At 65.4% G+C, this 21,501-nt stretch carries 28 protein-coding genes; 5 read left to right on the top strand and 23 right to left on the bottom strand.

Going from position 1 to position 21,501, the window contains the following annotated elements:
• The 5 genes from DBV10_RS21395 to DBV10_RS21375 all read right to left on the bottom strand — a co-directional run.
• Positions 1-596 (bottom strand): retention module-containing protein (locus tag DBV10_RS21395; protein WP_124515575.1); only part of this gene is annotated, 596 nt, incomplete at its 3' end.
• Between the two features lie 143 nt (positions 597-739).
• The gene (locus DBV10_RS21390; RefSeq protein ID WP_124515574.1) at positions 740-958 is read right to left on the bottom strand and encodes a hypothetical protein; all 219 of its coding nucleotides are present in this window, start codon (positions 956-958) and stop codon (positions 740-742) included.
• Entirely contained in the window at positions 951-1,595 is a 645-nt protein-coding gene (locus DBV10_RS21385; protein ID WP_124515573.1) for a response regulator transcription factor, read from the bottom strand. Before DBV10_RS21385 ends, DBV10_RS21390 begins: the two co-directional genes overlap by 8 nt.
• Before the next feature lie 5 nt (positions 1,596-1,600).
• Positions 1,601-3,016: an HlyD family type I secretion periplasmic adaptor subunit gene (locus DBV10_RS21380; RefSeq protein ID WP_124515572.1), complete on the bottom strand. Its 1,416-nt coding sequence runs from the start codon at positions 3,014-3,016 to the stop codon at positions 1,601-1,603.
• 1 nt (position 3,017) lies between these two features.
• A complete protein-coding gene (locus tag DBV10_RS21375) occupies positions 3,018-5,180 on the bottom strand; it encodes a type I secretion system permease/ATPase (RefSeq protein WP_124515571.1) in 2,163 nt (720 codons plus the stop codon).
• A 164-nt stretch (positions 5,181-5,344) separates the two neighbouring features.
• On the opposite strand from DBV10_RS21375, the gene DBV10_RS21370 reads away from it, so the two are divergent.
• The 3 genes from DBV10_RS21370 to DBV10_RS21360 all read left to right on the top strand — a co-directional run bounded on the left by DBV10_RS21370 (position 5,345) and on the right by DBV10_RS21360 (position 7,776).
• Positions 5,345-6,046, top strand: a complete 702-nt coding sequence (locus DBV10_RS21370) for an AraC family transcriptional regulator (RefSeq protein WP_124515570.1) — start codon at positions 5,345-5,347, stop codon at positions 6,044-6,046.
• A gap of 82 nt (positions 6,047-6,128) precedes the next feature.
• Positions 6,129-6,962: a DMT family transporter gene (locus DBV10_RS21365; RefSeq protein WP_124515569.1), complete on the top strand. Its 834-nt coding sequence runs from the start codon at positions 6,129-6,131 to the stop codon at positions 6,960-6,962.
• Positions 6,963-7,095: 133 nt separating this feature from the next.
• The gene (locus DBV10_RS21360; RefSeq protein ID WP_124515568.1) at positions 7,096-7,776 is read left to right on the top strand and encodes a bifunctional 2-polyprenyl-6-hydroxyphenol methylase/3-demethylubiquinol 3-O-methyltransferase UbiG; all 681 of its coding nucleotides are present in this window, start codon (positions 7,096-7,098) and stop codon (positions 7,774-7,776) included.
• 12 nt (positions 7,777-7,788) lie between these two features.
• Here the strand turns inward: DBV10_RS21360 and DBV10_RS21355 are convergent, their stop codons facing one another.
• The 6 genes from DBV10_RS21355 to DBV10_RS21330 all read right to left on the bottom strand — a co-directional run bounded on the left by DBV10_RS21355 (position 7,789) and on the right by DBV10_RS21330 (position 13,552).
• Positions 7,789-9,045 (bottom strand): MFS transporter, encoded by a 1,257-nt coding sequence (locus tag DBV10_RS21355; RefSeq protein WP_233590010.1) that lies wholly within the window; start codon positions 9,043-9,045, stop codon positions 7,789-7,791.
• 139 nt (positions 9,046-9,184) lie between these two features.
• Complete coding sequence (ptsP, locus tag DBV10_RS21350) at positions 9,185-10,942, bottom strand: phosphoenolpyruvate--protein phosphotransferase (RefSeq protein ID WP_124515567.1); 1,758 nt, start codon at positions 10,940-10,942, stop codon at positions 9,185-9,187.
• A 47-nt stretch (positions 10,943-10,989) separates the two neighbouring features.
• The gene (locus DBV10_RS21345; protein ID WP_124515566.1) at positions 10,990-11,259 is read right to left on the bottom strand and encodes an HPr family phosphocarrier protein; all 270 of its coding nucleotides are present in this window, start codon (positions 11,257-11,259) and stop codon (positions 10,990-10,992) included.
• Positions 11,228-11,680 (bottom strand): PTS sugar transporter subunit IIA, encoded by a 453-nt coding sequence (locus DBV10_RS21340; protein ID WP_124515565.1) that lies wholly within the window; start codon positions 11,678-11,680, stop codon positions 11,228-11,230. The genes DBV10_RS21345 and DBV10_RS21340 overlap by 32 nt, the downstream gene beginning before the upstream one ends.
• Before the next feature lie 88 nt (positions 11,681-11,768).
• Positions 11,769-13,022: an MFS transporter gene (locus DBV10_RS21335; protein ID WP_124515564.1), complete on the bottom strand. Its 1,254-nt coding sequence runs from the start codon at positions 13,020-13,022 to the stop codon at positions 11,769-11,771.
• Positions 13,019-13,552, bottom strand: coding sequence for a hypothetical protein (locus DBV10_RS21330; RefSeq protein WP_124515563.1), 534 nt, complete (start codon positions 13,550-13,552; stop codon positions 13,019-13,021). The genes DBV10_RS21335 and DBV10_RS21330 overlap by 4 nt, the downstream gene beginning before the upstream one ends.
• A gap of 162 nt (positions 13,553-13,714) precedes the next feature.
• On the opposite strand from DBV10_RS21330, the gene DBV10_RS21325 reads away from it, so the two are divergent.
• Positions 13,715-14,218: a peroxiredoxin gene (locus tag DBV10_RS21325; RefSeq protein ID WP_124515562.1), complete on the top strand. Its 504-nt coding sequence runs from the start codon at positions 13,715-13,717 to the stop codon at positions 14,216-14,218.
• 591 nt (positions 14,219-14,809) lie between these two features.
• On the top strand, positions 14,810-15,301 hold the full coding sequence (locus DBV10_RS21320; protein ID WP_124515561.1) for a GNAT family N-acetyltransferase: 492 nt from the start codon (positions 14,810-14,812) through the stop codon (positions 15,299-15,301).
• A gap of 69 nt (positions 15,302-15,370) precedes the next feature.
• Here the strand turns inward: DBV10_RS21320 and DBV10_RS21315 are convergent, their stop codons facing one another.
• The 12 genes from DBV10_RS21315 to rpsJ form a co-directional block, all read right to left on the bottom strand.
• The gene (locus DBV10_RS21315; RefSeq protein WP_124515560.1) at positions 15,371-15,877 is read right to left on the bottom strand and encodes a peroxiredoxin; all 507 of its coding nucleotides are present in this window, start codon (positions 15,875-15,877) and stop codon (positions 15,371-15,373) included.
• A 178-nt stretch (positions 15,878-16,055) separates the two neighbouring features.
• Complete coding sequence (gene rpsQ, locus DBV10_RS21310; RefSeq protein ID WP_124515559.1) at positions 16,056-16,325, bottom strand: 30S ribosomal protein S17; 270 nt, start codon at positions 16,323-16,325, stop codon at positions 16,056-16,058.
• A 9-nt stretch (positions 16,326-16,334) separates the two neighbouring features.
• Positions 16,335-16,529: a 50S ribosomal protein L29 gene (rpmC, locus tag DBV10_RS21305; protein WP_008906429.1), complete on the bottom strand. Its 195-nt coding sequence runs from the start codon at positions 16,527-16,529 to the stop codon at positions 16,335-16,337.
• Positions 16,530-16,545: 16 nt separating this feature from the next.
• The gene (gene rplP, locus DBV10_RS21300) at positions 16,546-16,962 is read right to left on the bottom strand and encodes a 50S ribosomal protein L16 (RefSeq protein ID WP_015012190.1); all 417 of its coding nucleotides are present in this window, start codon (positions 16,960-16,962) and stop codon (positions 16,546-16,548) included.
• A gap of 2 nt (positions 16,963-16,964) precedes the next feature.
• Complete coding sequence (gene rpsC, locus DBV10_RS21295; RefSeq protein ID WP_124515558.1) at positions 16,965-17,846, bottom strand: 30S ribosomal protein S3; 882 nt, start codon at positions 17,844-17,846, stop codon at positions 16,965-16,967.
• A gap of 14 nt (positions 17,847-17,860) precedes the next feature.
• Positions 17,861-18,193, bottom strand: coding sequence for a 50S ribosomal protein L22 (gene rplV / locus DBV10_RS21290; protein ID WP_005796970.1), 333 nt, complete (start codon positions 18,191-18,193; stop codon positions 17,861-17,863).
• Positions 18,194-18,202: 9 nt separating this feature from the next.
• A complete protein-coding gene (rpsS, locus tag DBV10_RS21285; protein ID WP_003059413.1) occupies positions 18,203-18,478 on the bottom strand; it encodes a 30S ribosomal protein S19 in 276 nt (91 codons plus the stop codon).
• Between the two features lie 10 nt (positions 18,479-18,488).
• Positions 18,489-19,313 (bottom strand): 50S ribosomal protein L2, encoded by an 825-nt coding sequence (gene rplB, locus DBV10_RS21280; RefSeq protein ID WP_007847814.1) that lies wholly within the window; start codon positions 19,311-19,313, stop codon positions 18,489-18,491.
• Between the two features lie 2 nt (positions 19,314-19,315).
• Entirely contained in the window at positions 19,316-19,630 is a 315-nt protein-coding gene (gene rplW, locus DBV10_RS21275) for a 50S ribosomal protein L23 (RefSeq protein WP_124515557.1), read from the bottom strand.
• Positions 19,627-20,247: a 50S ribosomal protein L4 gene (gene rplD / locus DBV10_RS21270; RefSeq protein WP_060986771.1), complete on the bottom strand. Its 621-nt coding sequence runs from the start codon at positions 20,245-20,247 to the stop codon at positions 19,627-19,629. Before rplD ends, rplW begins: the two co-directional genes overlap by 4 nt.
• The gene (gene rplC / locus DBV10_RS21265; RefSeq protein ID WP_124515556.1) at positions 20,247-20,921 is read right to left on the bottom strand and encodes a 50S ribosomal protein L3; all 675 of its coding nucleotides are present in this window, start codon (positions 20,919-20,921) and stop codon (positions 20,247-20,249) included. Before rplC ends, rplD begins: the two co-directional genes overlap by 1 nt.
• 224 nt (positions 20,922-21,145) lie before the next feature.
• Positions 21,146-21,457: a 30S ribosomal protein S10 gene (gene rpsJ / locus DBV10_RS21260; RefSeq protein ID WP_005796953.1), complete on the bottom strand. Its 312-nt coding sequence runs from the start codon at positions 21,455-21,457 to the stop codon at positions 21,146-21,148.
• Positions 21,458-21,501: the final 44 nt, after the last annotated feature.

Here is a 21,501-nt window from a genome sequence, read left to right as displayed (position 1 = left end):
GCGGGTGGAGGAGGGGGCGCAGGCACAGGAGGGTTCGGGGCCGGCGGCGGGGCCGGCGGCACGGGCGTTGGCGCTGGTGCGGGTGCCGGGGCCGGCGCGGGTGTGTCCAGAGCCAACACAGCCAGCGGATTCACATCGATCTGCGGCGCCGACTGGGGTGTGAAGCTGTAGAGATAGGCCAGGGGATCCACCCCTTCGAAGATGCGCAGCAACTGCACGAAGCTACTGCCCTCGCCTTCGCCACCACCACCGCCGCCAAGGCCGGCCGCCGTGGCGTCCAACTGCGCGTTCAGGTCGCCCCCACGCTCCAGCGCCTGGATCACCGTGTCGATGGTGCCCTGGGCCACGCTCGCATCCTGCGCCGTGGGACGCTCTGCGGTCTGCGTGGTACTTTCGTCGAGCTTGATGCTCTGCTCGGGCGCTACGGCCAGCACCTTGCCATCGTCCATCAGCAGCTCCACCCTGGAGCCCGCCGGGGTTTGGACAACCTCTCCTTTTTGCAGAAAATCCCCCGCTTTGAGGGCGCGGCGATTGCCATTGGCATCGACTGCAAATGCCGTGCCGGTCACGGCTACGACGGTGGCGATTTGAGACATGAGAATGCTCCGGTGAAGCAGAAACCTCTGTGCTTCTTGCGCAGAGGTACGGCATGTGACTGATAGCTGTGAAGGCTACCGACAGGGCCGTTGGCTCACCATTGGACTTAGGTCCACTTTTGGGGCATTGCGCCCCTGGGCCCTCAAATCGTTTCGTTGCCGGAGTCTTCTCCCAATAGATCCAGGCTATTGCTCAGCCGTGCGCGGGTTTCCTTGCGCTCCAGCAGCTTGTTCTGTGCCGCCAGCGGCAGGTCGGTGAAGCGGATGGCGCCCCGAGCTATCAGCAGCTCGATCAGATCCTCCGTCACCCGGGCCAGCCCCGCGTCGGAGGAACTCAGCAGATGGTTGTCTTTGTCAGGCATGGCCATTGGCCCCCTGGTTGAGGCGCAGCACCAGTTGCACGCGATCCCGCACGTGGAGCTTCTCGAAGGTCGCCCCAAGGTGCGCCTTGACCGTCCGCTCCGAGATGAACAATTTTTCGGCAATTTCCTTGTTGGAAAGGCCCCGGGCCACGGCCTGGGCCACCTCCAGTTCACGCGACGACAGCAACTGCAGCAGCCCTTCTTGGCCCTGCGGCGAGGCCTGCAAGGCCCCCAGGCTCCAGGTGGCCGCCGCCAGGCGTGCCACCAGCGTTGGCCCCACCCACAGGCCGCCATGCTGCACCACCAGTGCCACCTCCTGCAGCATTTCGGGGATGGCAAAAAGATGGCAGTACGCCCGTGCGCCCTCATTGATGGCACGCAGCCCCTCGCGGTCGTCGGGCACACAGGACACCACCACCACGCGGGCAGCAGGAGCTTGCGCAAGCACCGTGCGCAGCAGTTCGGGCCAATCGGAATACTCCGTGCTCAGCCACGCTGTGGCGGGCGCTCCATCCGCCTTTTGCAACGCCTCCACCAACGCAGGCCTGCCGGCTTTTCCAAAGCAGGCCCCCTGGGGAAAGGCCGTCCACCAGCGGTCTGACGGCTGCGCAGCATCGCTGGCCAAAAAGTGACGCATGGCTCTCACCTCTCCGACAAGGCGTTGGCCTTGGCACGCAACACGGGTTTGAGAAGATAGGCCAGCACCGTCTTCTTGCCTGTCAGGATGTCCACCTGCGCCACCATCCCGGGAATGATGGGCAGATTGGCCCCCAGGCTGGCCTTGCGTGTGCGCACGCGCACCAGGTAGTTGGCATTGCCTTTTTCATCGACCACCGAGTCTGCACTGATATTCACCACGTCGGCCACCAGCCCGCCGTAGATGGAAAAATCATAGGCTGTGAACTTGACCATGGCTTCCTGGCCCGGATGCAGGAAGGCAATGTCGCGCGGGCTTACCTGCGCCTCCAGGATCAAGGCGTCGTCCGAGGGCACGATTTCCACCACCTCTTTGCCGGGCTGCACCACCCCACCCACAGTGTTGACCAGAAGGCGCTTGACCGTGCCGCGCACGGGAGAGCGGATATCGGCATGCTTGACCTTGTCGGCCAGGGCGCGCCCGCCTTCCGACATGCTGGAGAGCTTGCTCATGGTTTCCGACAGCTCGGCGCTCATCTGGTTGCGTGCCGTGAGCTGCACTTCCTCGATGCGCCTGGAAGCCTCCTGAATGGCCGCCTGGACTCGGGAAATCTGCGCGTCCGCCTGTTCTCGATCTCCCCGCAACCGCGCCACCTCGCGGTCGAGCCTCAGCACCTCGACCTCGGAGACGGCTCCCGTGGCCACCATCGGCTTGGTGGCATTGAGTTCCCTCAGCATCAGTTCCAGCCCCCGCTCTGCCTGCTCCTTGCGCGCGCGCACTTCGTTGAGCTCCTGCTGCCGCTGCATCAGCTGGTTCTGCGAAATGGACACCTGCGCGCTGATCTCCTCACGCCGCGAGCGGTACAGGCGCATTTCCTGCGCCACGATGTCCGGTGCGTCGCGCAGCAGCTCGGGCGGCGGAACGAAGGTACCGCCCTGGGTCAGGGCCTGCAAGCGCAAGGCCTTGGCCTGCAAGGCCAGCAGGCTGGCGCGGCTTTCGAGCATGGTGGACAGGAAGCGGGTGGAATCCACACGCAGCAGCAGCTGGCCTGCTTCCACGACCTGCCCCTCGCGCACGGGCAGCTCCTCCACAATGCCGCCATCCACACTCTGGATGACCTGCACTTGGCTCGTAGGCACCACCTTGCCATCGCCGCGCGTCACTTCGTCCAGCTCGGCATACGCGGCCCAGAACACCAGCAGCAGCAGAAAAAGAACCGCAAGACGCAGCAGCAGGCGGGCCCGCAGGGGCTCCTGCTGCAACCGCGCCCAGTCTGCGTCGTCCGCCCAGTCCAGAGATTCGGCCGCCCCTGCTGGCGTGAGCCGCTTGACCATGCGGCCGAAGATGGAGTCGCTGGCAGCCCCGCCCGTCTTGACGGCCCGTCCGATCTGGTGGAAGGCCTTCTCGTTGAGTTCAGCCATGTCACACCGCCTTTCCGATGCGCCCCTGCCGCAGGGCCAGCACCACCTGCTCCTTGGGCCCGTCAGCCACCACGCGGCCGGCATCCATCACGATGATGCGGTCCACCAGTTCCAGCAGCGAAGTCCGGTGGCTAATGAGCACCAGCGTGCGGCCCTTGGAAAAATCGGCCAGGCGACGCTTGATGTCCTCTTCGCTCGAATGGTCCATGGACGCGGTGGGCTCATCCAGCAGCAGCACGGCGGGGTCCTTGATCACGGCACGGGCAATCGAGACCCCCTGGCGCTGCCCCCCGGACAGCGACTCCCCGCGCTCGCCTACCAGCATGTCAAACCCCTGCGGGTGCGCATTGATGAGGGGCAGGATGCCGCCAATCTCGGCCGCCCGCACAACGGACTCGTCGTCGGCCAGCGGAGCCCCCATTGTGATGTTGTCGCGCAGCGAGCCATAGAACAACATCACATCCTGCTGCACATACCCCATCTGCCGGCGCTGCTCGGCAGGGTCCAGCTGGCGCAGATCAATCCCGTCGATGAGCACGGCACCCGCCGTGGGCCGGTACAGCCCCAGGATCAGCTTCTGCAGCGTGGTCTTGCCCGAACCGATGCGCCCCAGGATGGCCACCCGCTCCCCGGGCTTGATGTTCAGTGTCACGTTGCGCAGCGACGCCGCCTGCTGCCCCGGGTAGGTAAAGCTCACGTCGCGGAACTCGATGCCCCCCTGGAGCCGCCCCCGGCTGATGAAACTGGCCCCTTCGGGCCGGTCCACCTCGCGCTTCATCATCTCGTTGAGCGAAGTCAGCGCGGTGGACGCCGTGTGGTACTGCACCAGCAGCCCTGCCACCTGCCCCACCGGGGCCATGGCTCTGGACGCGAGCATGGTGCAGGCGATCAGCCCCCCCATGGTGAGCTGGCGCTCGCCAATCATGTACACCCCCAGGATCACGATCACAAGGTTGATGAGCTGCTGCAGAAACGCCGAACTGTTGCTGGCCGTGGCCGAGAGCAGGCGCAACTGCACGCCCACCCGCGCCAGCAACGCCGTGCTGCGCTCCCACTTGCGCTGCAGGGGTGCCTCGGCCCCCAACGCCTTCACGGTCTCAAAACCGACCAGGGCCTCGACCAAGGTGGCGTTGCGCTGCGCACCGGCGCGGTAGGTGGTCTCGGACAGCTCATGCATGCGCCCCTGCACGGCCAGGGCGTACAGCAGCATCAGCAGGGCCCCGATGGCCAGCGGGATCAGCATGGGCCAGGAAATCCAGCCGATCACCACCACAAAAATCAACCCGAAGGGCAGGTCAATGAACGCGACCACCGAGGCCGAGCTGATGAAGTCCCGCACCGACTCGAAGGACCGCAGGTTCGACGCGAACGACCCTGCGGATGCAGGCCGCTGCTCCATGCGCGTGCCCAGCACCGTTTCCATGATATGGGCCGACAGCTTTACATCCGCGCGGCTGCTGGCCAAGTCTACAAACCGCCCCCGCAGGGTGCGCAGCACCAAGTCCCCCAGGAGCATGATGGACAGCCCCAGCGCCAACACCCACAGGGTATCGACCGCGTTGTTGGGCACCACACGGTCGTACACGTTCATCGTGAAAATGGGCATGCCCAGAGCGAACAGGTTCGCCAGCAGCGCGGCCAGCAGCACATCGCGGTACAGGCCATGGTTCTCCTTGAGCACGGACCAGAACCAGTGCCCGTGGCGGCCCGCCCTCACCTGCGGCGCCCGCGCATCAAACCGCTGCGAGGGGCGCACATACACCGTGGTCCCCAGGTAGTCCGCCTCCAGCGCGGCGCGCGATACCTGGATCGGCGCATCCCCCAGCTCGGGCAGCACGACGAGAGCCTCGCTGCGTCCCTCGCTCCAGCCCAGCAAAACACAGGCGCGCTCGCCCTGCAACAACAGGACCGCGGGCAGCAAGGCATCCCTGACCCGCGCCAGGGGTGCACGCACCAGCCGGCTGCTCATGTGCGCACGACGCGCAGCGCGTGCAAACAACCCGGGCGTAAGCCGGTGGTTGTCAGCGGGCAAGCCCGCCATCACCGCCTCGGGGGTGGACGGCAAGCCATGGGCCTTGGCCACGATGAGCAGGCACGACAACAACTCGTCGGGACTGCCCCCTGCAAGCTCTGCAGGCGGTGCCACACCTGCATTTGAAACCATATGAATTCCTTGTTGCTCAATGTTCAAATTCACTCTAGCAACATAAATTCAAACCGCGAAGCAATAAATGGCACGCCTCCATGGCCATCACGCACGCCCCCAGGCCGCCCCCTGGAGCTTCTCGGGCCGTTGCAGCAAAATCCGGTGCCGACCTTTTGCAGTCCATGGATACCTCCGACCAGCTCTCCTTGCGCCGCTACGGCGCCTCCCCCGGCAGCCACAGCCACGACCACTTCCAGATCCTGCTCGGCCTGTCTGGCGCGCTGGAACTGGAGGTGGAAGGGCGCAGCGTGCGGGTGGCATCCGGGGGAGGCTGTGTCATTGCCCCCGGGGACCACCATGACTTTGAATCCCTCCATGGCAGCCTGTGCCTGGTGCTCGACAGCGCGCATCCAGCCTGGGCGCTGTGCACGGGCCGGCACGACGCCACGCCGCCCCCAGCCCAGGCCCTGCCCCTGGCGCACTATCTGGCCAGCGCATTGCAGCAGGGCCGACCGCTCGCGCTGGCCCACGGCCCCGCGCTGCTGCGCGAGGCCTGGCTGGCCGGCTGGCGCCCTGAATCCACACCGCCCCCCGCCACGCGCCGCCGCCCCATCGACTGGCCTGCCTTGCAACAGTGGGCGGCACGGCAATGGCACACCGAAATTACCGTGGCCGACCTGGCGGCGCAGGTGCACCTGAGCCCCAGCCAGTTCGCCGCCCGCTGCCGCGAAGAGCAGGGCCAGGGCGCCATGGCCTGGCTGCGCAGCCTGCGGCTGGAACATGCCCAGTTGCTGCGCTCGGGCGGCATGTCCGTGGCCGAGGTGGCGCGGCGCACCGGCTACCGCTCGCCCTCGGCCCTGACGGCCGCGCTGCGCCGCGGCTGACCGGCCCAAACCCGCTCCAAGACCGCAGGATGGCGACGACAAGCCATCGTTGCGCGATGCCTGGCACGCTTACAGTGCCCCCATGCAAGCCAACCTCTATGCCCTGGGCGCCATCGCCCTGTGGGCCTCCCTCGCCTCGCTGGGCGTGTCGCTCACCCATGTGCCGCCGTTTTTGCTGACCGGCATCGCGCTCATCATCGGCAGCATGCCGGCCTGGCCCTTTGTGCTGCGGGACCCGTCGCAGTGGCGCATTCCTCTGCGCACGCTGGCGCTGGGTGTGTACGGACTGTTCGCCTACCACTTCCTGCTGTTCATCGCGCTGCGCCATGCGCCGCCGGTGGAGGCGAACCTGGTCAACTACCTCTGGCCGCTGTTCATCGTGGTGCTCGCGCCCGTGGTGCTGCCCGGCGTGGCGCTGCGCTGGCCGCATGTGCTGGCCGCGCTGCTGGGCTTTGGCGGGGCGGCCATCGCCATCGTGGGCGGGCGCGAACTCAGCGGCACGCTGGCCTGGGGCTACCTGCCTGCGCTGGCGGCGGCCTTCATCTGGGCCACCTATTCGCTGCTGACCAAGCGCGTGGCGGCCTTCCCGACCACGGCCATCGGGCTGTTCGGGCTGGTGTCGGGCGTGCTGTCGCTGCTGTGCCATGCCGCCCTGGAGCCGGCCGCCCACCTGCAGCCACGCGACTGGATGCTGCTGGCGGTGCTGGGCCTGGGGCCGCTGGGGGCCTCGTTTTTTATGTGGGACAAGGCGCTCAAGCTCGGCGACGCGCGGCACATCGGCATCCTGAGCTACATCACGCCGCTGGCCTCGACCGCCCTGCTGATCGTGGTGAGCGGGCGAACGTTCAGCGCCAGCATCGCGCTGGCGACGGTGATGATCATCGGTGCGGCCATCCTGGGCATGCGGGCGAAGTAAGGGGGCCCCTCTTGCGTGGGGCGCTTGAGAAAAATCGTTGTTTACCGCAACGCTGGAAAGCGCCAGCAGCTCTGATTTCAATAGCAATTTATCGGCGCTCTGGCGCAGGCATGCAGGGCACAATCGCGCGTGCATGACCACCGCCCTTCCCCCTCATCCCCACGTGCCGGGCACCGCTGGCTATGGCGCCGATCCCGCGGCCCTGGCGGCGCAGTATGAAAGCATCACCTTTGCCGACGTGCATGGCAGCGCGCTGCACCTGTACCCGCCCGCGCCCAGCCGGGTGCTGGACATCGGCGCGGGCTCGGGCCGGGATGCTGCGGCGCTGGCACGGGCGGGCCACCAGGTGGTGGCCGCCGAGCCCACGGCGGGGCTGCGGCAGGCAGGGCAGCGCATCCATGCGGGGCTGCCCATCGAATGGGTGGACGACCACCTGCCCGCGCTGGCCGTGCTGCGGGCCGGTGGCCGGCGCTTCGACCTCGTCCTGCTGACCGCCGTGTGGATGCACCTGGACGATGCCGAACGTGCCGCCGCCATGCCCGCCGTGGCCGAACTGCTGGCGCCGGGCGCGCTGCTGGTGATCTCGCTGCGGCACGGGCCGGTGCCGGCAGGGCGGCGCATGTTCGATGTCTCTGCCGAAGAGACGATGGCCTTGGGTGCGCGCCACGGCCTGGCCCTGGTGCACCACGGCACACGGGGCGATGCGCAGGGGCGTGCCGATGTGCACTGGAGCATCGTGGGTCTGCGCGCCCCGGATGCGGCGCCGCATTCGCCTCCAGCGCCCGTCCACTCAGCGCAACAAGCTCCTATTTAGATAGCGAATCCATCATGCCGGCTGCGCCCTGGTCTGCCCAAGCTCCTTGCGCAAGCGCAGAAAGAGCCAGCCGGTGATGGACAGGTTCAGCAGGTTCCAGCCGATGCCGTTGAGGAAGGCCGCGTGGTAACTGCCGCTGATGTCGAAGATGAACCCCGACAGCCAGCCGCCCAGCGCCATGCCGACCAGCGTGGCCATGATCACAGCGCCCACGCGCACGCTGGCCTCGGCGGGCGGGAAATACTCGCGCACGATGATGGCGTAGGTGGGCACGATGCCGCCCTGGAACAAACCGAACAGCGCCGAGATGACATACAGCGGCACCAGCCCGTCGTAGGGCAGAAACAGCAGTAGCGCGATGCCCTGCAGCGCCGACCCCAGCAGCAGGGTGCGGATGCCGCCGATGCGGTCGCAGACGAGCCCAAAAACCAGGCGGCTCACGATGCCGCAGGCGAGCATCAGCGACAGCATCTGCGCGCCCTGCGCGGCACCAAAACCCAGGTCGGTGCAATAGGCCACGATGTGGACCTGGGGCATGGCCATGGCTACGCAGCAGGCCACGCCGACCACGCACAGCAGTGCCATCGCGGTGCCCGGCGCCAGGCCAAAAGGGCGGGTGCGGTCCATAGGCATGTTGTGCGCACCTGTCACTGCGGCCTGGATGGCCGGCGGGCGCTGGCGCATGCGCAGCGACAGCACCAGCATGCCCAGGCCGCAAGCCACGCCCAGCGCCATGTAGGTGGGCCGCCAGCCCACGGTGTCGATGCCGTACTGCACGATGGGCGGCCAGACCGCTCCCGCCACGTAGTTGCCGCTGGCGCACACCGCAACCGCGATGCCGCGCCGCCGGTTCCACCACAGGGCCGTGTCGGCCAGCAGGGGCGCGAAGGTGGCCGAGCTGCCGATAAAGCCCATCACCGCGTGCGCCAGGCCAAAAGCCCAGATGCTTCCCGACAGGCTGGCGCCCACGAAGCCGCCGAACACGGCCAGCGCGCCCAGCCACAGCACGGGCGTGAGGCCGTGGCGGTCCGCCAGCCGGCCCGTGAGCAAGCCGCCCAACCCCAGGCAGACCATCATCAGCGTGTAGGGCAGTGAGGCACTGGCACGGCCAACGCCGAACTCGCTTTGCACGGCCGGGAGCACCACCGACACCACGTACATGCTGCTGTTGCCCAGCACCACCAGGCCCAGCGTGGCCAGCAGGCGCTTCAGGGCCTCCTGCGAATCAACGAGAGAAATGTCTGCAGGCGCTACGGAAATATGAGCCAAATTGACCTCCAGCGCTTATCCAGCAAGCGCTGGCAGCTATGAATTCAGTAAGCCTTGCGCACAACGGGTTCGGGCGGGGCACCGGCCCGGTGGGCCCATGCGCAGTGCCTCCCTGTGGGCGCAAGCCCTGTTCAGGATCCTACGTTGCCAGCAACGCGGCGGGCTCCTCGCCGCCGATCACCTGCTGCGCCCAGGGCGCGAGCTTGCGGGTGTCGGCGCGCAGCACCTCCTGCTTGATGGCCAAGATCTGCGCGGGGTGCATGGAGAAGCTGCGCAGGCCCAGGCCCAGCAGCAGGCGCGTCATGGTCACGTCGCCCGCCGTTTCGCCGCACACGCACACGCTCTTGCCCTGGCGCTCGCCCTCGGCGATCACGTCGCCCACCAGGCGCAGCACGGCGGGGTGCAGCGGGTCGTACAGGTGCGCCACGGCCTCGTCGGCACGGTCGATGGCCAGCGTGTACTGGATCAGGTCGTTGGTGCCGATCGAGAGGAAGTCGAAATACTTGAGGAAGGTGCGCACCATGAGCGCCGCCGCCGGCACCTCGATCATCGCGCCCAGCTGCACCGGGCCGTAGGGCTCGCCACGCGCATCCAGCTCGGCGCGGGCCAGGTCCACCTGTGCCAGGGTCTGCTGGATCTCGTGGGTGTGTGCGAGCATGGGGAACAGCAGGTTCACCTTGCCATGCGCCGCCGCGCGCAGCACGGCGCGCAGCTGGGTGCGGAACATGGCCGGGTCGGCCAGGCTCCAGCGGATGGCGCGCAGGCCCAGGGCCGGGTTCAGGTAGTTGTCCTTGTGGGCCTTGTTATCGAGCGGCTTGTCGGCGCCCACGTCGATGGTGCGGATGGTCACGGGCAAGCCCTGCATGCCGTCGATGGCCTCGCAGTAGGCGCGGTACTGCTCGTCCTCGCCGGGCAGGTTGCCGCTTTTGCCCATGAACAAGAATTCGCTGCGGAACAGCCCCACGCCCACGGCGCCCGCACGCACGGCGGCGGCGGCGTCGCCGGGCTGCTCGATGTTGGCCAGCAGCTCGATCTTGTGGCCGTCGATGGTGATGGCGGGCGTGTGGCGCAGCCGCGCCAGGCGTTCACGCTCCAGCTCCACCTGGCGCTGGCGGAAGCCGTATTCGGCCAGGATGATGGGCGAAGGGTCGACGATGATCACGCCCGCATCGCCGTCGATGATGACCCAGTCGTCCTGGCGCACCAGCTGGCTGGCCGCGCGCGCGCCGACCACGGCCGGGATGTCCATGCTGCGCGCGACGATGGCGGTGTGCGAGGTCTTGCCGCCCACGTCGGTCACGAAGCCGGCGAACACGCTCTGTTTGAACTGCAGCATGTCGGCCGGCGACAGGTCGTGCGCCACCAGCACCAGGGGCACGTCCACGGTGTCGTCGAGCAGCAGGTCCTGTTGCGTCTTGCGCCGAGGGCTGCTGGCGGGTGGCGCCACGGGGCTGGCCACGCCCTTCATGTAGCGCAGGATGCGCTCGACCACCTGTTCCAGGTCGGCCTTGCGCTCGCGCAGGTACTCGTCCTCCATCTCGTCGAACTGGCGCGCAATCACCTCGAATTGGGTTGTGAGCGCCCATTCGGCGTTGTACAGGCGCTCGGTGATCCAGTGCTTGACGCCACCCGTGAGGGCCTCGTCCTGCAGCAGCATCAGGTGCACATCCAGCAGCGCGGTCAGCTCGTGCGGCGCGTCGGCGGGCATGTCGGTCTGCAGGCGCTGCAGTTCCTCCACCACGGCGTTGCGGCCCTGGCGCACGCGCTCGATCTCGCCCTCGACCTGCGCAGGCTCGACAAAATAATGCGCCACATCCACGCGGCTCGATGCCACCAGCACGGCGCGGCCGATGGCGATGCCGCGTGCAACGGCGAGACCGTGGACGGAGAAGGTCATGGGGGTGTCACGGGTTCAGAAAATCCAAAAGAGCACGGTCGGCGGGCTTATTCGCCCTCGCCAAACTTGTCGTTAATCAGCGCCAGCAGGGCATCCATGGCCTCCTGCTCGCGGTCGCCATTGGTTTCCAGCTCCACCTCGGAGCCCAGGCCGGCGGCCAGCATCATCACGCCCATGATGCTCTTGGCGTTGATGCGGCGTTCGCCCCGGCTCATGAATACGTCGCAGGGGAAGCTGCCGGCCAGCTTGGTGAGCTTGGCCGAGGCGCGGGCATGCAGGCCCAGTTTATTGCTGATGGTCGTACGGGTCTTGATCATGTCGGTTGCGGCGGTTCTGGTTCTGCGGTGCGGAGATGGCCACCTGCATCACCCCCTGGGTGCCCCCCACCACCGCGCGGCTGACCACGGAGTCGAGGGGTTCGGCCCGGTAGCTCACGGCGCGCAGCAGCATGGGCAGGTTGGCGCCCGTGACCAGGCGCGTGCGCACGCCATCGACCAGGCGCTGGGCCACGTTGCACGGTGTGGCGCCGAACACGTCGGTCAGCACCAGGGTGGAATCGGTGCCCAGCTGCTCCAGCAGGATGCGCGCCTGGGCCAGCGACTCTTCGGGCGGCTGGTTGGGCTGCACATCCAGCGCAGCCACGCTGTCACCGCAGTCGGCAAACACGTGCAGGGCACATTCGCGCAGCGCATGGGCCAGCGGGGCGTGGGCAATGATGAGGATGCTGGTGGGGCTCATGGTCATGACTTGCGCACCACAGGGCAGAGCAACGAACCGCTTGGCACAAGGACGCGGTCCGTGGTTTCGTCTGGAGGGGCGTAAGTCTTCATGGTGCAGGGGTTGGCAGCACATTATGGCGCCGCCCCCGCAGCAGGAACCACACATAGGCGCTCGCGTTGCACGCCAGGTACGCCGCCATGGCCGCCTGGAACGCGGGCACCGTGGCCAGGCCGGCCCCCGCAAAGGCATCCACGGCCAGGCCGATGCCCCACTGCACCACGAACACGCCCGCAAAAATCACCAGGTTGTAGGCCGACAGCGCCCGCCCCGCCAGCGCCTGCGGAAACGCCATCGCCACCGCGGGCTGCGACAGCGACACAAAGGTGCACGACACGCAGAACAGCGCCCAGGCGCCGCCCCCCGCCTGCGGCCCGGCCAGGATGATGCCCAAGAGCACCACCAGGCACAGCGGCAGGCCCCAGGCCATCAGCCGGTCGGCGCCAAACCCCTTGCGCAGCAGCCAGGGGTTGACCATGCCCCAGGTCCAGAAGGTGCACAGCATGGAGACATTGATCCAGAACAGCCCCGTGGCCGCCTCCAGCGCGGTGTAGCCCGCCACACGCTGCATCCACGGCCCGGCCCACAGGGTCTGCATGGCCACCATGCCGCCGTAGCAAAAGAACCCCAGCGGCGCGAGGCGCTGGAAATAAGGGTGGCGCCACACCACGCCATAGCCCGGGGGCGCGGCCGCTGCGGCGTCTTCATCGGCCTTTCCTGCCGGGGCTGTGCCCCAGCCCGGCACCCAGAGGGCAATGACCCCCATCGACAACGCGATCAGCACCGCCAGCCCCCAAAACAGCGGGCGCCAGCCCACCAGCGGCAAGGCCCACTGCACCGGCAAGGTAGAGGCCACCATGCCCAGCGAGCCGGTCATCAGCATCCACGAGTTCGCCCGCATCTGGGCCACGGGCTCCAGCCAGCGGCGGTAGCCCGTGAGCGGCGCCATCAGGCAGGCGCTCACGCCCGCGCCGCACAGCACGCGCCCAGCCAGCAGGCCCGAAAACCCCGTGGCCACCGAGAACACCAGGCTGCCCACCACCGCCACGCCCAGAAACCCCAGCGCGACCTTCTTGGGGCCATGGCGGTCCAGCCAGGCGCCCAGCGGCAGCTGCGTGGCCGAGAAGCCCAGGAAGTAGCCCCCGGCCAGCAGCCCCAGGTCACGGGCCTGCAGCGCAAACTCCGCCGCCAGGGTGGGCGCCAGCGTGGCCGTGACCGCACGCACCAGCGCCGAGAGGAAATAAGCGAAGGCAAAGGCCAGGAAGACAATGACGGCCGAGCGCCTAGGCAGCACGCTGCTCATGGCTGCGCCAGGCCGGCAAAGAACTGCTCGGCCACCTCGGGACGGGGCTTCTGGCTGTAGACCACCGCGTGAACCAGCCGCACCTGGGGGCCTGCCGCACGCGCAAACCACACGGCCTGCGCCGTGACCACCGAGCCATCGGCGCGCTGACCCTGGGCCACCACGCGCACCGACTGCGGCAGGGGCAAGGCGCCGCGCGGTGTGTAGGGGGTGTCGGCCGCCGAGGTGGCAGCCTGGGGCCCCAGGCGCGCCAGCACGGCCGCGCGCCAGTGGGTGAGCGCCGCACCCGCCTGGGCCGGATCGGCCAGCGCCACATGGGACACCGCAAACGTCGCACCATCGGCATCGCAGCCCACCATGGCCAGCTCCACGGGCGCCCCGGCCAGCTCCACGCTGCGGGTGGCCTGGTCGGGCTTGCAGGGCAGCAGGAGGGTGAGGTCGGCCTCGGGCAGCGGCACGGTGCGCCAGTTCAGCGCGGGGCTGCAGCCCGCCAGCAGCAGGGCCAGCGCCCCGGTCAATGTCCATTTCATCGGGACGATTATCGGCAGGGCGGGCGACGGCGCCGCTTCAGTGTCTTTGCACCGCGAACTTTTGCGGGCAGATCGACTCGACCACTCCGTGGGAGCGCCCTCCGGCACAATGCGGGATGGGCCTCAAACCCCCAATTTCTTTTCTGGATGGATGGTGCAGTCATGGCGATCAAGCATTGGGCAGTGGGCGGGGTGGTGGCAGTGATGGTGGCCGTGGGCGCCTATGTGGCCCTGAACACGGGCCGTGCCCAGGCCCCCGCATCGACCTTCGTGTTGCTGGACGGCACGAGCAAATCCACCGCCGACCTCCAGGGTCGGGTCACCCTGGTGAACTTCTGGGCCACCAGCTGCACCACCTGCGTGGCCGAAATGCCCGAGATCGTCGCCACCTACAACAAGTACAACGCCAAAGGTTTTGACACCCTGGCCGTGGCCATGAGCTACGACCCGCCCAGCTACGTGGTCAACTTTGCCGAAACCCGCAAGCTGCCCTTCCAGGTGGCCATCGACAACACCGGCGGCGTGGCCAAGGCCTGGGGCGATGTGCGCCTCACGCCCTCGACCTTCATCGTGAACAAGCGCGGAGAGATCGTGAAGACCTACGTCGGCGCGCCCAACTTCCCCGAGCTGCACCAGCTCATCGAGAAGCTGCTGGCAGAGACCTGAGCGGCTTCAGTCTTTCCAAAGAACAACCGACTTCATCCGAAATCTGCCCTTTTGACTTGCGGAGATTGCGCCAATAGCTATCAGTTTTGATAGCTGGTGCATGCAACTGGCGGGGCCCAAACCAGGGAAGCGGCGCAGCCGGTCAGGAGGTTGTTCCCTGCTTAGATCCTGAACAGGTTCTAAGCGCGGTAGCTATCGTGGCAGGCCTTGCAGGGGCAGGCAGGGCACCATGGCGGCAGTCACAAGGGCGGGTGCGGCGGGTGCTTTCATCAGGAGTTTCCTTTGTTCGCGGGATGGGAAAATCCTTTTGGCCCGCGGGCAGCATGCCGGTTTGCAGCAGCCCGCGCAGAGCGGACGCCCTTCTGGCTTGGGCCGCGCTCCGTCACAATGCGGCCGCGACCCCCTCGGCCACCTCTTGCCCCACCACCCTGACGCAGCACACCGTCCGCATCCAGGGCCTTCCCATCCGCATCGCCCACTGGGCCCTGGCCCTGGGGGGCCGCTTGGGGGGGGTCGTCGCTGGCCACAGCGGCAGGCTTCTGACCGAAATCGCTACACTGCGGTCTTCGCCGTTTCGGAACCTCCTGCGCCTTGGACAAGCCCTCAGTCACCTTGCGGTCCCCCGCCTCGCCCGCCGAGATGGATGCGGTCCGCGACATCTTTCGGGAATACGCCGACACGCTGGGCGTGGACCTGTGTTTCCAGGGTTTCGAGAATGAGCTCGCCCAACTGCCAGGCGACTATGCCGCGCCGCGCGGTGCCCTGTTGCTGGCCGAAGTGGAAGGCGCCGTGGCTGGCTGCTGCGCGCTGCGGCCCCTGGACATGGCCGACTACCCCAACGCCAGCGAGATGAAGCGCCTCTATGTGCGCAAGGCCTTTCGCGGATTCGGGCTGGGACGTGAACTGGCCGAGGCCATGCTGGACCGGGCCCGGCAGGCGGGCTATGCCTGCGTCCTGCTCGACACGCTGGACGAGATGGAGTCCGCGCGCGCGCTGTACACCGACCTGGGCTTTGAGGAGATTCCGCCCTACTACCACAACCCCATTGCCGGGGCGCACTACCTCAAGGTCGATATTTTTTGACGTTCCAGGCTGCTAACGCCCACCCAGTGAGCGTCAGCAGCTATCACATCAATAGCACTAAGAAGCCGATCAGCCCTGGGCTTGGGCCAGCAAGGTGGCGGCGTCGCTCACCTCGAACTTGCCAGGGGCTTCCACATTGAGCGTGACCACCTTGCCATCGCGCACCAGCATCGAATAGCGGTTGCTGCGCAGCCCCAGGCCCTTGCCCGTCAGGTCCAGCGTGAGGCCGGTGGCCTTGGCGAACGTGGCATCGCCGTCGCCCAGCATGCGCACCTTGCCGTCGGTCTTCTGGTCGCGCGCCCAGGCGCCCATCACGAAGGCGTCGTTCACGCTCACGCACCAGATTTCATCCACGCCTGCCGCCTTGAACTCGGCGGCCTTCTCCACGTAGCCGGGCACATGCTTGGCCGAGCAGGTGGGCGTGAAGGCGCCAGGCAACGCAAACAGGGCAATGGTCTTGCCTGCCGTGGCCTTGTCCACCGGCACGGGGTTCGGGCCAATGGAGCAGCCTTCGCCTTCGACTTCCGAGTATTCCATCAGCGTGCTGGCAGGCAGGGTGTCACCGACTTTGATCATTGTTATCTCCTTGGGAATAGATAGATGGGGGTGAGGGGCCCGGGCCAGGGTTGGCCCGGCAAATTTGCCTGAGCGTTCCAAAAGGGCGCCCACAAAGCAAAACGACCCACATTGTGGGTCGTTTTGAAGGGCCTTGCAGACCGGGGTTTTGCCCCGGGCTTCAATGCAGCGCTGCGTCTTACAGCAGGCCGGCCTTTTGCACCAAGCGGGTAGCCACCCAGTTCTTGGTCTTGGAGAGCGGACGGCTCTCGGTGATTTCGATCGTGTCGCCCAGCTTGTACTCACCCTTTTCATCATGGGCGTGGTACTTGCTCGACTTGGCCACGATCTTGCCGTAGAGCTCGTGCTTCACACGGCGCTCGACCAGCACGGTCACGGTCTTTTGACGCTTGTCGCTGACCACCTTGCCAATCAAGGTGCGCTTGAGGGATTTTTTAGGTTCCGTCATGTGGGCTCCTTACTTGGCGGCTTGCTTTTCAGCAAGAATGGTCTTGGCACGGGCGATGTCGCGGCGGGTGGTACGCAGCGTGTTGGTGTTACCCAGTTGCTGCGTAGCCTTCTGCATGCGCAGGCCGAAATGGGCCTTCTGCAGAGCCTTGATTTCGGCTTCGATACCGGCGACGTCTTTTTGGCGAAGTTCAGTAGTCTTCATTGCTTGTTCTCCTGAATTACGCGCCAAGGTGGCGGCTGACGAACGTGGTGCGCAGCGGCAGCTTGGCAGCAGCCAGGCGGAACGCTTCACGGGCCAGCTCTTCGGGCACGCCGACGATTTCGAACACGATCTTGCCGGGCTGGATTTCGGCCACGTAGTACTCGGGGTTGCCCTTACCGTTACCCATACGCACTTCTGCGGGCTTGGTAGAGATTGGCTTGTCCGGGAACACGCGGATCCAGATACGGCCGCCACGCTTCACGTGACGGGAGATTGCACGGCGTGCAGCCTCGATCTGGCGGGCCGTCAGACGGCCACGGTCCGTGCACTTCAGGCCGAAGTCACCGAACGCAACGGAGGCACCCCGCGTTGCGACACCGGTATTACGGCCCTTTTGCTCCTTGCGGTATTTGCGGCGAGCAGGTTGCAGCATAGTTATTCTCCTTTACCGTCCGCTGCTGTAGCGGGCGCGGCGACTTTGCGTACGCGCTTAACGGCGGTGTTATCAGCGCCACCAGCTTCTGCTGGCTTGTCGCTGCCATCGGCCGGCGCGGTGTTGCCACCGACAGGACGACGTGGGCCACGGCCTGCACCGGCACGGTCGCCACCTGGGCGGCCATCGCGGCGTGGACCGCGTGGGCGGCGCTCTTCGTCTGGACGGGGCGTTTCCACGGCGGGCAGGTCATTGCGGCCCAGCGTGTCACCCTTGTAGACCCAGACCTTGACGCCGATCACACCGTAGGTGGTCTTGGCTTCAGAGGTGCCGTAGTCGATGTCGGCGCGCAGGGTGTGCAGTGGCACACGGCCTTCGCGGTACCACTCGGTACGTGCGATTTCGATACCGTTCAGGCGGCCGGACGACATGATCTTGATGCCCTGGGCACCCAGACGCATGGCGTTCTGCATCGCGCGCTTCATGGCGCGGCGGAACATGATGCGCTTTTCGAGCTGCTGCGTGATGCTGTCGGCGATCAGCTTGGCATCAATTTCGGGCTTGCGCACTTCTTCGATGTTCACTGCGACAGGCACGCCCAGGCGGGACGCGAGTTCCTTCTTCAGGTTCTCGATGTCTTCACCCTTCTTGCCGATCACCACACCAGGACGTGCCGAGTAAATGGTGATGCGGGCGTTCTTGGCAGGACGCTCGATCAGGATGCGCGACACGGCGGCGTTCTTCAACTTGGCCTTCAGGTACTCACGCACCTTGATGTCTTCGGCCAGCATGCCCGCGAAGTCGCGGTTGCTAGCGTACCAACGGCTGGACCAGTTGCGGCTGACCGCAAGGCGGAAGCCGGTAGGATGGATTTTCTGTCCCATAGTCTTCCTTGGCCTCAGTTACCAACCGTCACGTACACATGGCACGTGGGCTTGCTGATGCGGTTGCCGCGGCCTTTGGCGCGCGCGGTGAAGCGCTTGAGCGTGGTGCCTTGTTCGACGTAGATGGTCTTGACCTTCAGTTCGTCGATGTCAGCGCCATCGTTGTGTTCGGCATTGGCGATGGCCGACTCCAAAACCTTCTTGACGATGCCAGCAGCTTTTTTCTGCGTGAACGTCAGGATGTTCAGAGCCTGATCGACCTTCTTGCCGCGGATCAGATCGGCGACCAGACGGCCCTTGTCGACCGACAGACGGACGCCCCGGAGGACTGCACGTGTTTCAGACATGGTCGTTCCTTACTTCTTCGCTTTTTTGTCAGCGGGGTGACCCTTGAAGGTGCGCGTCAGGGCGAATTCGCCCAGCTTGTGGCCCACCATCTGGTCGGTGACATAGACAGGTACGTGCTGCTTGCCGTTGTGCACGGCAATGGTCAGGCCGATGAACTCGGGCAGAACCATGGAGCGACGCGACCAGGTCTTGACTGGCTTCTTGTCCTTGGTGGCAATGGCCTTCTCGACCTTGGCCAGCAAGTGATGGTCAACAAACGGACCCTTTTTGAGAGAACGAGTCATTTGCTACCCCTTACTTCTTACGACGCGACACGATCATGATCTGTGTGCGCTTGTTGTTACGGGTGCGATAACCCTTGGTCAGATTGCCCCAAGGATCGACTGCATGGCGGCCTTCGCCGGTGCGGCCTTCGCCACCACCGTGAGGGTGATCCACCGGGTTCATGGCCACGCCGCGAACCGTCGGACGAATACCCATCCAGCGCTTCACACCGGCCTTGCCCAGTTGGCGCAGGCTGTGTTCTTCGTTGGCCACTTCGCCAATGGTGGCGCGGCATTCGATGTGGATCTTGCGCACTTCACCCGAGCGCATGCGCACTTGAGCGTAGGTGCCTTCGCGGGCCAGCAGGGTTGCCGAAGCACCCGCCGAGCGGGCGATCTGCGCACCGGCACCGGGCTTGAGCTCGATGCAGTGGATGGTCGAACCCACGGGGATGTTGCGGATAGGCAGCGTGTTGCCAGCGCGGATCGGGGCTTCCGAACCGGACAGCAGGGTTGCGCCCACTTCCAGGTTGCGGGGAGCGATGATGTAGCGGCGCTCGCCGTCGGCATAGCACACCAGAGCGATGTGGGCCGTGCGGTTCGGGTCGTACTCGATGCGCTCAACCTTGGCCGGAATGCCGTCCTTGTTGCGCTTGAAGTCCACCACACGGTAGTGGTGCTTGTGGCCACCGCCCTTGTGGCGGGTGGTGATGTGACCGTTGTTGTTACGACCGGCCTTCTGGAACTGTGGTTCCAGCAGGGGGGCGTACGCTTCACCCTTGTACAGGTGGTCACGCGTGACCTTCACCACGGCACGTTGGCCGGGCGAAGTGGGTTTCATCTTGATAACGGCCATGATTAAGCAGCCTCCCCGGACAGGTTCAGCTCTTGACCTGGCTGCAGCGTGACGTATGCCTTGCGAACATTGTCGCGGCGGCCCACGGTCTTGCCGAAGCGCTTGGTCTTGCCTTTGGTGTTCACCACGGAAACGCCCTTGACCTCGACATTGAACATCAATTCCACAGCGGCCTTGATTTCTGGCTTGGTAGCGTTCTGCAGCACCTTGAACGTCACAGCATTGGACTTTTCAGCAACCATGGTGGCCTTTTCGGACACGATGGGAGCGACCAGCACTTGCATCAGACGACCTTCGTCAAACTTGAGCGTGCTCATGCGAACATCTCCTTGAGTTTGTCGATCGCGCCCTTGGTGACGAGCACTTTCTTGAATCGGACCAGCGACACGGGATCGGCGTAACGGGGCTCAACGACGAGCACGTTCACCAGATTACGGGAAGCCAGGTACAGGTTTTCGTCCACTTCATCGGCAATCACCATCACCGATTGCAGATTCATGGCCTTGAACTTGTCAGCCAGGACCTTGGTCTTGGGCGATTCGAGCTTGAGCGAATCCACCACAGCCAGGCGGCCTTCACGGGCCAGCTGCGACAAGATGGCAGACATGCCTGCGCGGTACATCTTCTTGTTGATCTTCTGGCTGAAGTTTTCATCAGGCAGATTCGGGAAGATGCGACCGCCCCCGCGCCACAGTGGCGAGGAGGTCATACCAGCACGTGCGTTACCCGTACCCTTTTGCTTGAAAGGCTTCTTGGTCGAGTGACGGACTTGCTCGCGGTCCTTCTGGGCGCGAGTGCCTTGGCGGGCATTGGCTTGATAAGCCACCACGATCTGGTGAACCAGATCTTCGTTGTATTCACGACCGAACACGGTCTCAGGAACGTCCAGCTTGGACGCGCCCTGGCCTTGGTCATTCAGGAGTTCGAGCTGCATTAGTTCGCTCCTTTGGAGGCTTTGGCCTTAATCGCGGGACGCACCGTCACGAACCCACCCTTGGAGCCCGGAATAGCGCCCTTGATCAAGAGCAGTTGACGCGCTTCGTCGATGCGGATCACATCGAGGTTTTGCGTGGTCTTGGTGACGTCGCCGAGGTGGCCCGTCATGCGCTTGCCGGGGAACACACGACCGGGGTCTTGTGCCATACCGATAGAGCCAGGAACGTTGTGCGAACGGCTGTTACCGTGCGACGCGCGTTGCGAGCTCATGTTGTGGCGCTTGATGGTACCGGCGTAGCCCTTACCGATCGAAGTGCCTTGCACGTCGACCTTTTGGCCCACGGCAAACACATCGGTGGCAGGAACAGCAGCACCCGCGGCGTACTTGCCAGCGGTTTCTGCGGTCACGCGGAATTCCTGGATGATTTCACCGGCTTCCACACCTGCCTTGGCAAGGTGACCGGCTTCTGGCTTGGTCACGCGCGATGCTTTGCGCGAACCGAACGTGACCTGCAGGGCCACGTAGCCATCGTTCTCTTGGGTTTTGACCTGGGTAACGCGGTTGTTGGACACATCCACCACCGTGACAGGCACTGCGTCCCCATCATCGGTGAACAGACGCATCATGCCCACTTTGCGACCCAGCAACCCGAGGGAGTTGCTCAGACTCATTGGTTTTCTCCAAAACTTTCACCGCTGCGACTTCAATTGGCCTCAGCGTTTTGCTCAGCACTTGCGCGCCAGCGCGTGAAAGAAGGTTAATAAAACTCCACCCATGTCCCGCAACTTTGCAGGCGCGAGAAAGGCGAAGCCCTAAAGTATAACGCGGACTGCTTTTTCAAGCAAGTCCGCGTTACAAACCCTCTGGCAGGCCCTCACGGGCCTGCCTTCCGGTATTACTGCAGCTTGATTTCGACGTCCACGCCAGCGGGCAGGTCGAGCTTCATCAGGGCGTCCACCGTCTTGTCGGTAGGATCCACGATGTCCATCAGGCGCTGGTGCGTGCGGATTTCGAGCTGGTCGCGCGACGTCTTGTTGACGTGTGGCGAACGCAGGATGTCGAAACGCTTCATGCGCGTCGGCAGGGGCACGGGGCCCTTGACGATAGCGCCGGTGCGCTTGGCGGTGTCAACGATCTCGGCAGCGGACTGGTCGATCAGCTTGTAGTCAAACGCCTTCAGACGGATGCGGATTTTTTGCTTGGACATGGCAAGTTCCTTGTTCTGCTTAGGGATTAAGCAATGATCTTGGC

The organism is Acidovorax sp. FJL06, from assembly GCF_003852545.1.
Taxonomy (GTDB): Bacteria; Pseudomonadota; Gammaproteobacteria; order Burkholderiales; family Burkholderiaceae_C; genus Acidovorax.
This window is presented reverse-complemented; position numbering and strand designations above follow the sequence as displayed.

Excerpts from the sequence above, each read along its gene's own strand:
- DBV10_RS21390 (WP_124515574.1), bottom strand. The coding sequence starts at position 958 with ATGCCTGACAAAGACAACCATCTGCTGAGTTCCTCCGACGCGGGGCTG.
- DBV10_RS21385 (WP_124515573.1), bottom strand. The coding sequence starts at position 1,595 with ATGCGTCACTTTTTGGCCAGCGATGCTGCGCAGCCGTCAGACCGCTGG.
- DBV10_RS21380 (WP_124515572.1), bottom strand. The coding sequence starts at position 3,016 with ATGGCTGAACTCAACGAGAAGGCCTTCCACCAGATCGGACGGGCCGTC.
- DBV10_RS21375 (WP_124515571.1), bottom strand. The coding sequence starts at position 5,180 with ATGGTTTCAAATGCAGGTGTGGCACCGCCTGCAGAGCTTGCAGGGGGC.
- DBV10_RS21370 (WP_124515570.1), top strand. The coding sequence starts at position 5,345 with ATGGATACCTCCGACCAGCTCTCCTTGCGCCGCTACGGCGCCTCCCCC.
- DBV10_RS21365 (WP_124515569.1), top strand. The coding sequence starts at position 6,129 with ATGCAAGCCAACCTCTATGCCCTGGGCGCCATCGCCCTGTGGGCCTCC.
- DBV10_RS21360 (WP_124515568.1), top strand. The coding sequence starts at position 7,096 with ATGACCACCGCCCTTCCCCCTCATCCCCACGTGCCGGGCACCGCTGGC.
- ptsP (WP_124515567.1), bottom strand. The coding sequence starts at position 10,942 with ATGACCTTCTCCGTCCACGGTCTCGCCGTTGCACGCGGCATCGCCATC.
- DBV10_RS21345 (WP_124515566.1), bottom strand. The coding sequence starts at position 11,259 with ATGATCAAGACCCGTACGACCATCAGCAATAAACTGGGCCTGCATGCC.
- DBV10_RS21340 (WP_124515565.1), bottom strand. The coding sequence starts at position 11,680 with ATGAGCCCCACCAGCATCCTCATCATTGCCCACGCCCCGCTGGCCCAT.
- DBV10_RS21335 (WP_124515564.1), bottom strand. The coding sequence starts at position 13,022 with ATGAGCAGCGTGCTGCCTAGGCGCTCGGCCGTCATTGTCTTCCTGGCC.
- DBV10_RS21330 (WP_124515563.1), bottom strand. The coding sequence starts at position 13,552 with ATGAAATGGACATTGACCGGGGCGCTGGCCCTGCTGCTGGCGGGCTGC.
- DBV10_RS21325 (WP_124515562.1), top strand. The coding sequence starts at position 13,715 with ATGGCGATCAAGCATTGGGCAGTGGGCGGGGTGGTGGCAGTGATGGTG.
- DBV10_RS21315 (WP_124515560.1), bottom strand. The coding sequence starts at position 15,877 with ATGATCAAAGTCGGTGACACCCTGCCTGCCAGCACGCTGATGGAATAC.
- rpsQ (WP_124515559.1), bottom strand. The coding sequence starts at position 16,325 with ATGACGGAACCTAAAAAATCCCTCAAGCGCACCTTGATTGGCAAGGTG.
- rpmC (WP_008906429.1), bottom strand. The coding sequence starts at position 16,529 with ATGAAGACTACTGAACTTCGCCAAAAAGACGTCGCCGGTATCGAAGCC.
- rplP (WP_015012190.1), bottom strand. The coding sequence starts at position 16,962 with ATGCTGCAACCTGCTCGCCGCAAATACCGCAAGGAGCAAAAGGGCCGT.
- rpsC (WP_124515558.1), bottom strand. The coding sequence starts at position 17,846 with ATGGGACAGAAAATCCATCCTACCGGCTTCCGCCTTGCGGTCAGCCGC.
- rplV (WP_005796970.1), bottom strand. The coding sequence starts at position 18,193 with ATGTCTGAAACACGTGCAGTCCTCCGGGGCGTCCGTCTGTCGGTCGAC.
- rpsS (WP_003059413.1), bottom strand. The coding sequence starts at position 18,478 with ATGACTCGTTCTCTCAAAAAGGGTCCGTTTGTTGACCATCACTTGCTG.
- rplB (WP_007847814.1), bottom strand. The coding sequence starts at position 19,313 with ATGGCCGTTATCAAGATGAAACCCACTTCGCCCGGCCAACGTGCCGTG.
- rplW (WP_124515557.1), bottom strand. The coding sequence starts at position 19,630 with ATGAGCACGCTCAAGTTTGACGAAGGTCGTCTGATGCAAGTGCTGGTC.
- rplD (WP_060986771.1), bottom strand. The coding sequence starts at position 20,247 with ATGCAGCTCGAACTCCTGAATGACCAAGGCCAGGGCGCGTCCAAGCTG.
- rplC (WP_124515556.1), bottom strand. The coding sequence starts at position 20,921 with ATGAGTCTGAGCAACTCCCTCGGGTTGCTGGGTCGCAAAGTGGGCATG.
- rpsJ (WP_005796953.1), bottom strand. The coding sequence starts at position 21,457 with ATGTCCAAGCAAAAAATCCGCATCCGTCTGAAGGCGTTTGACTACAAG.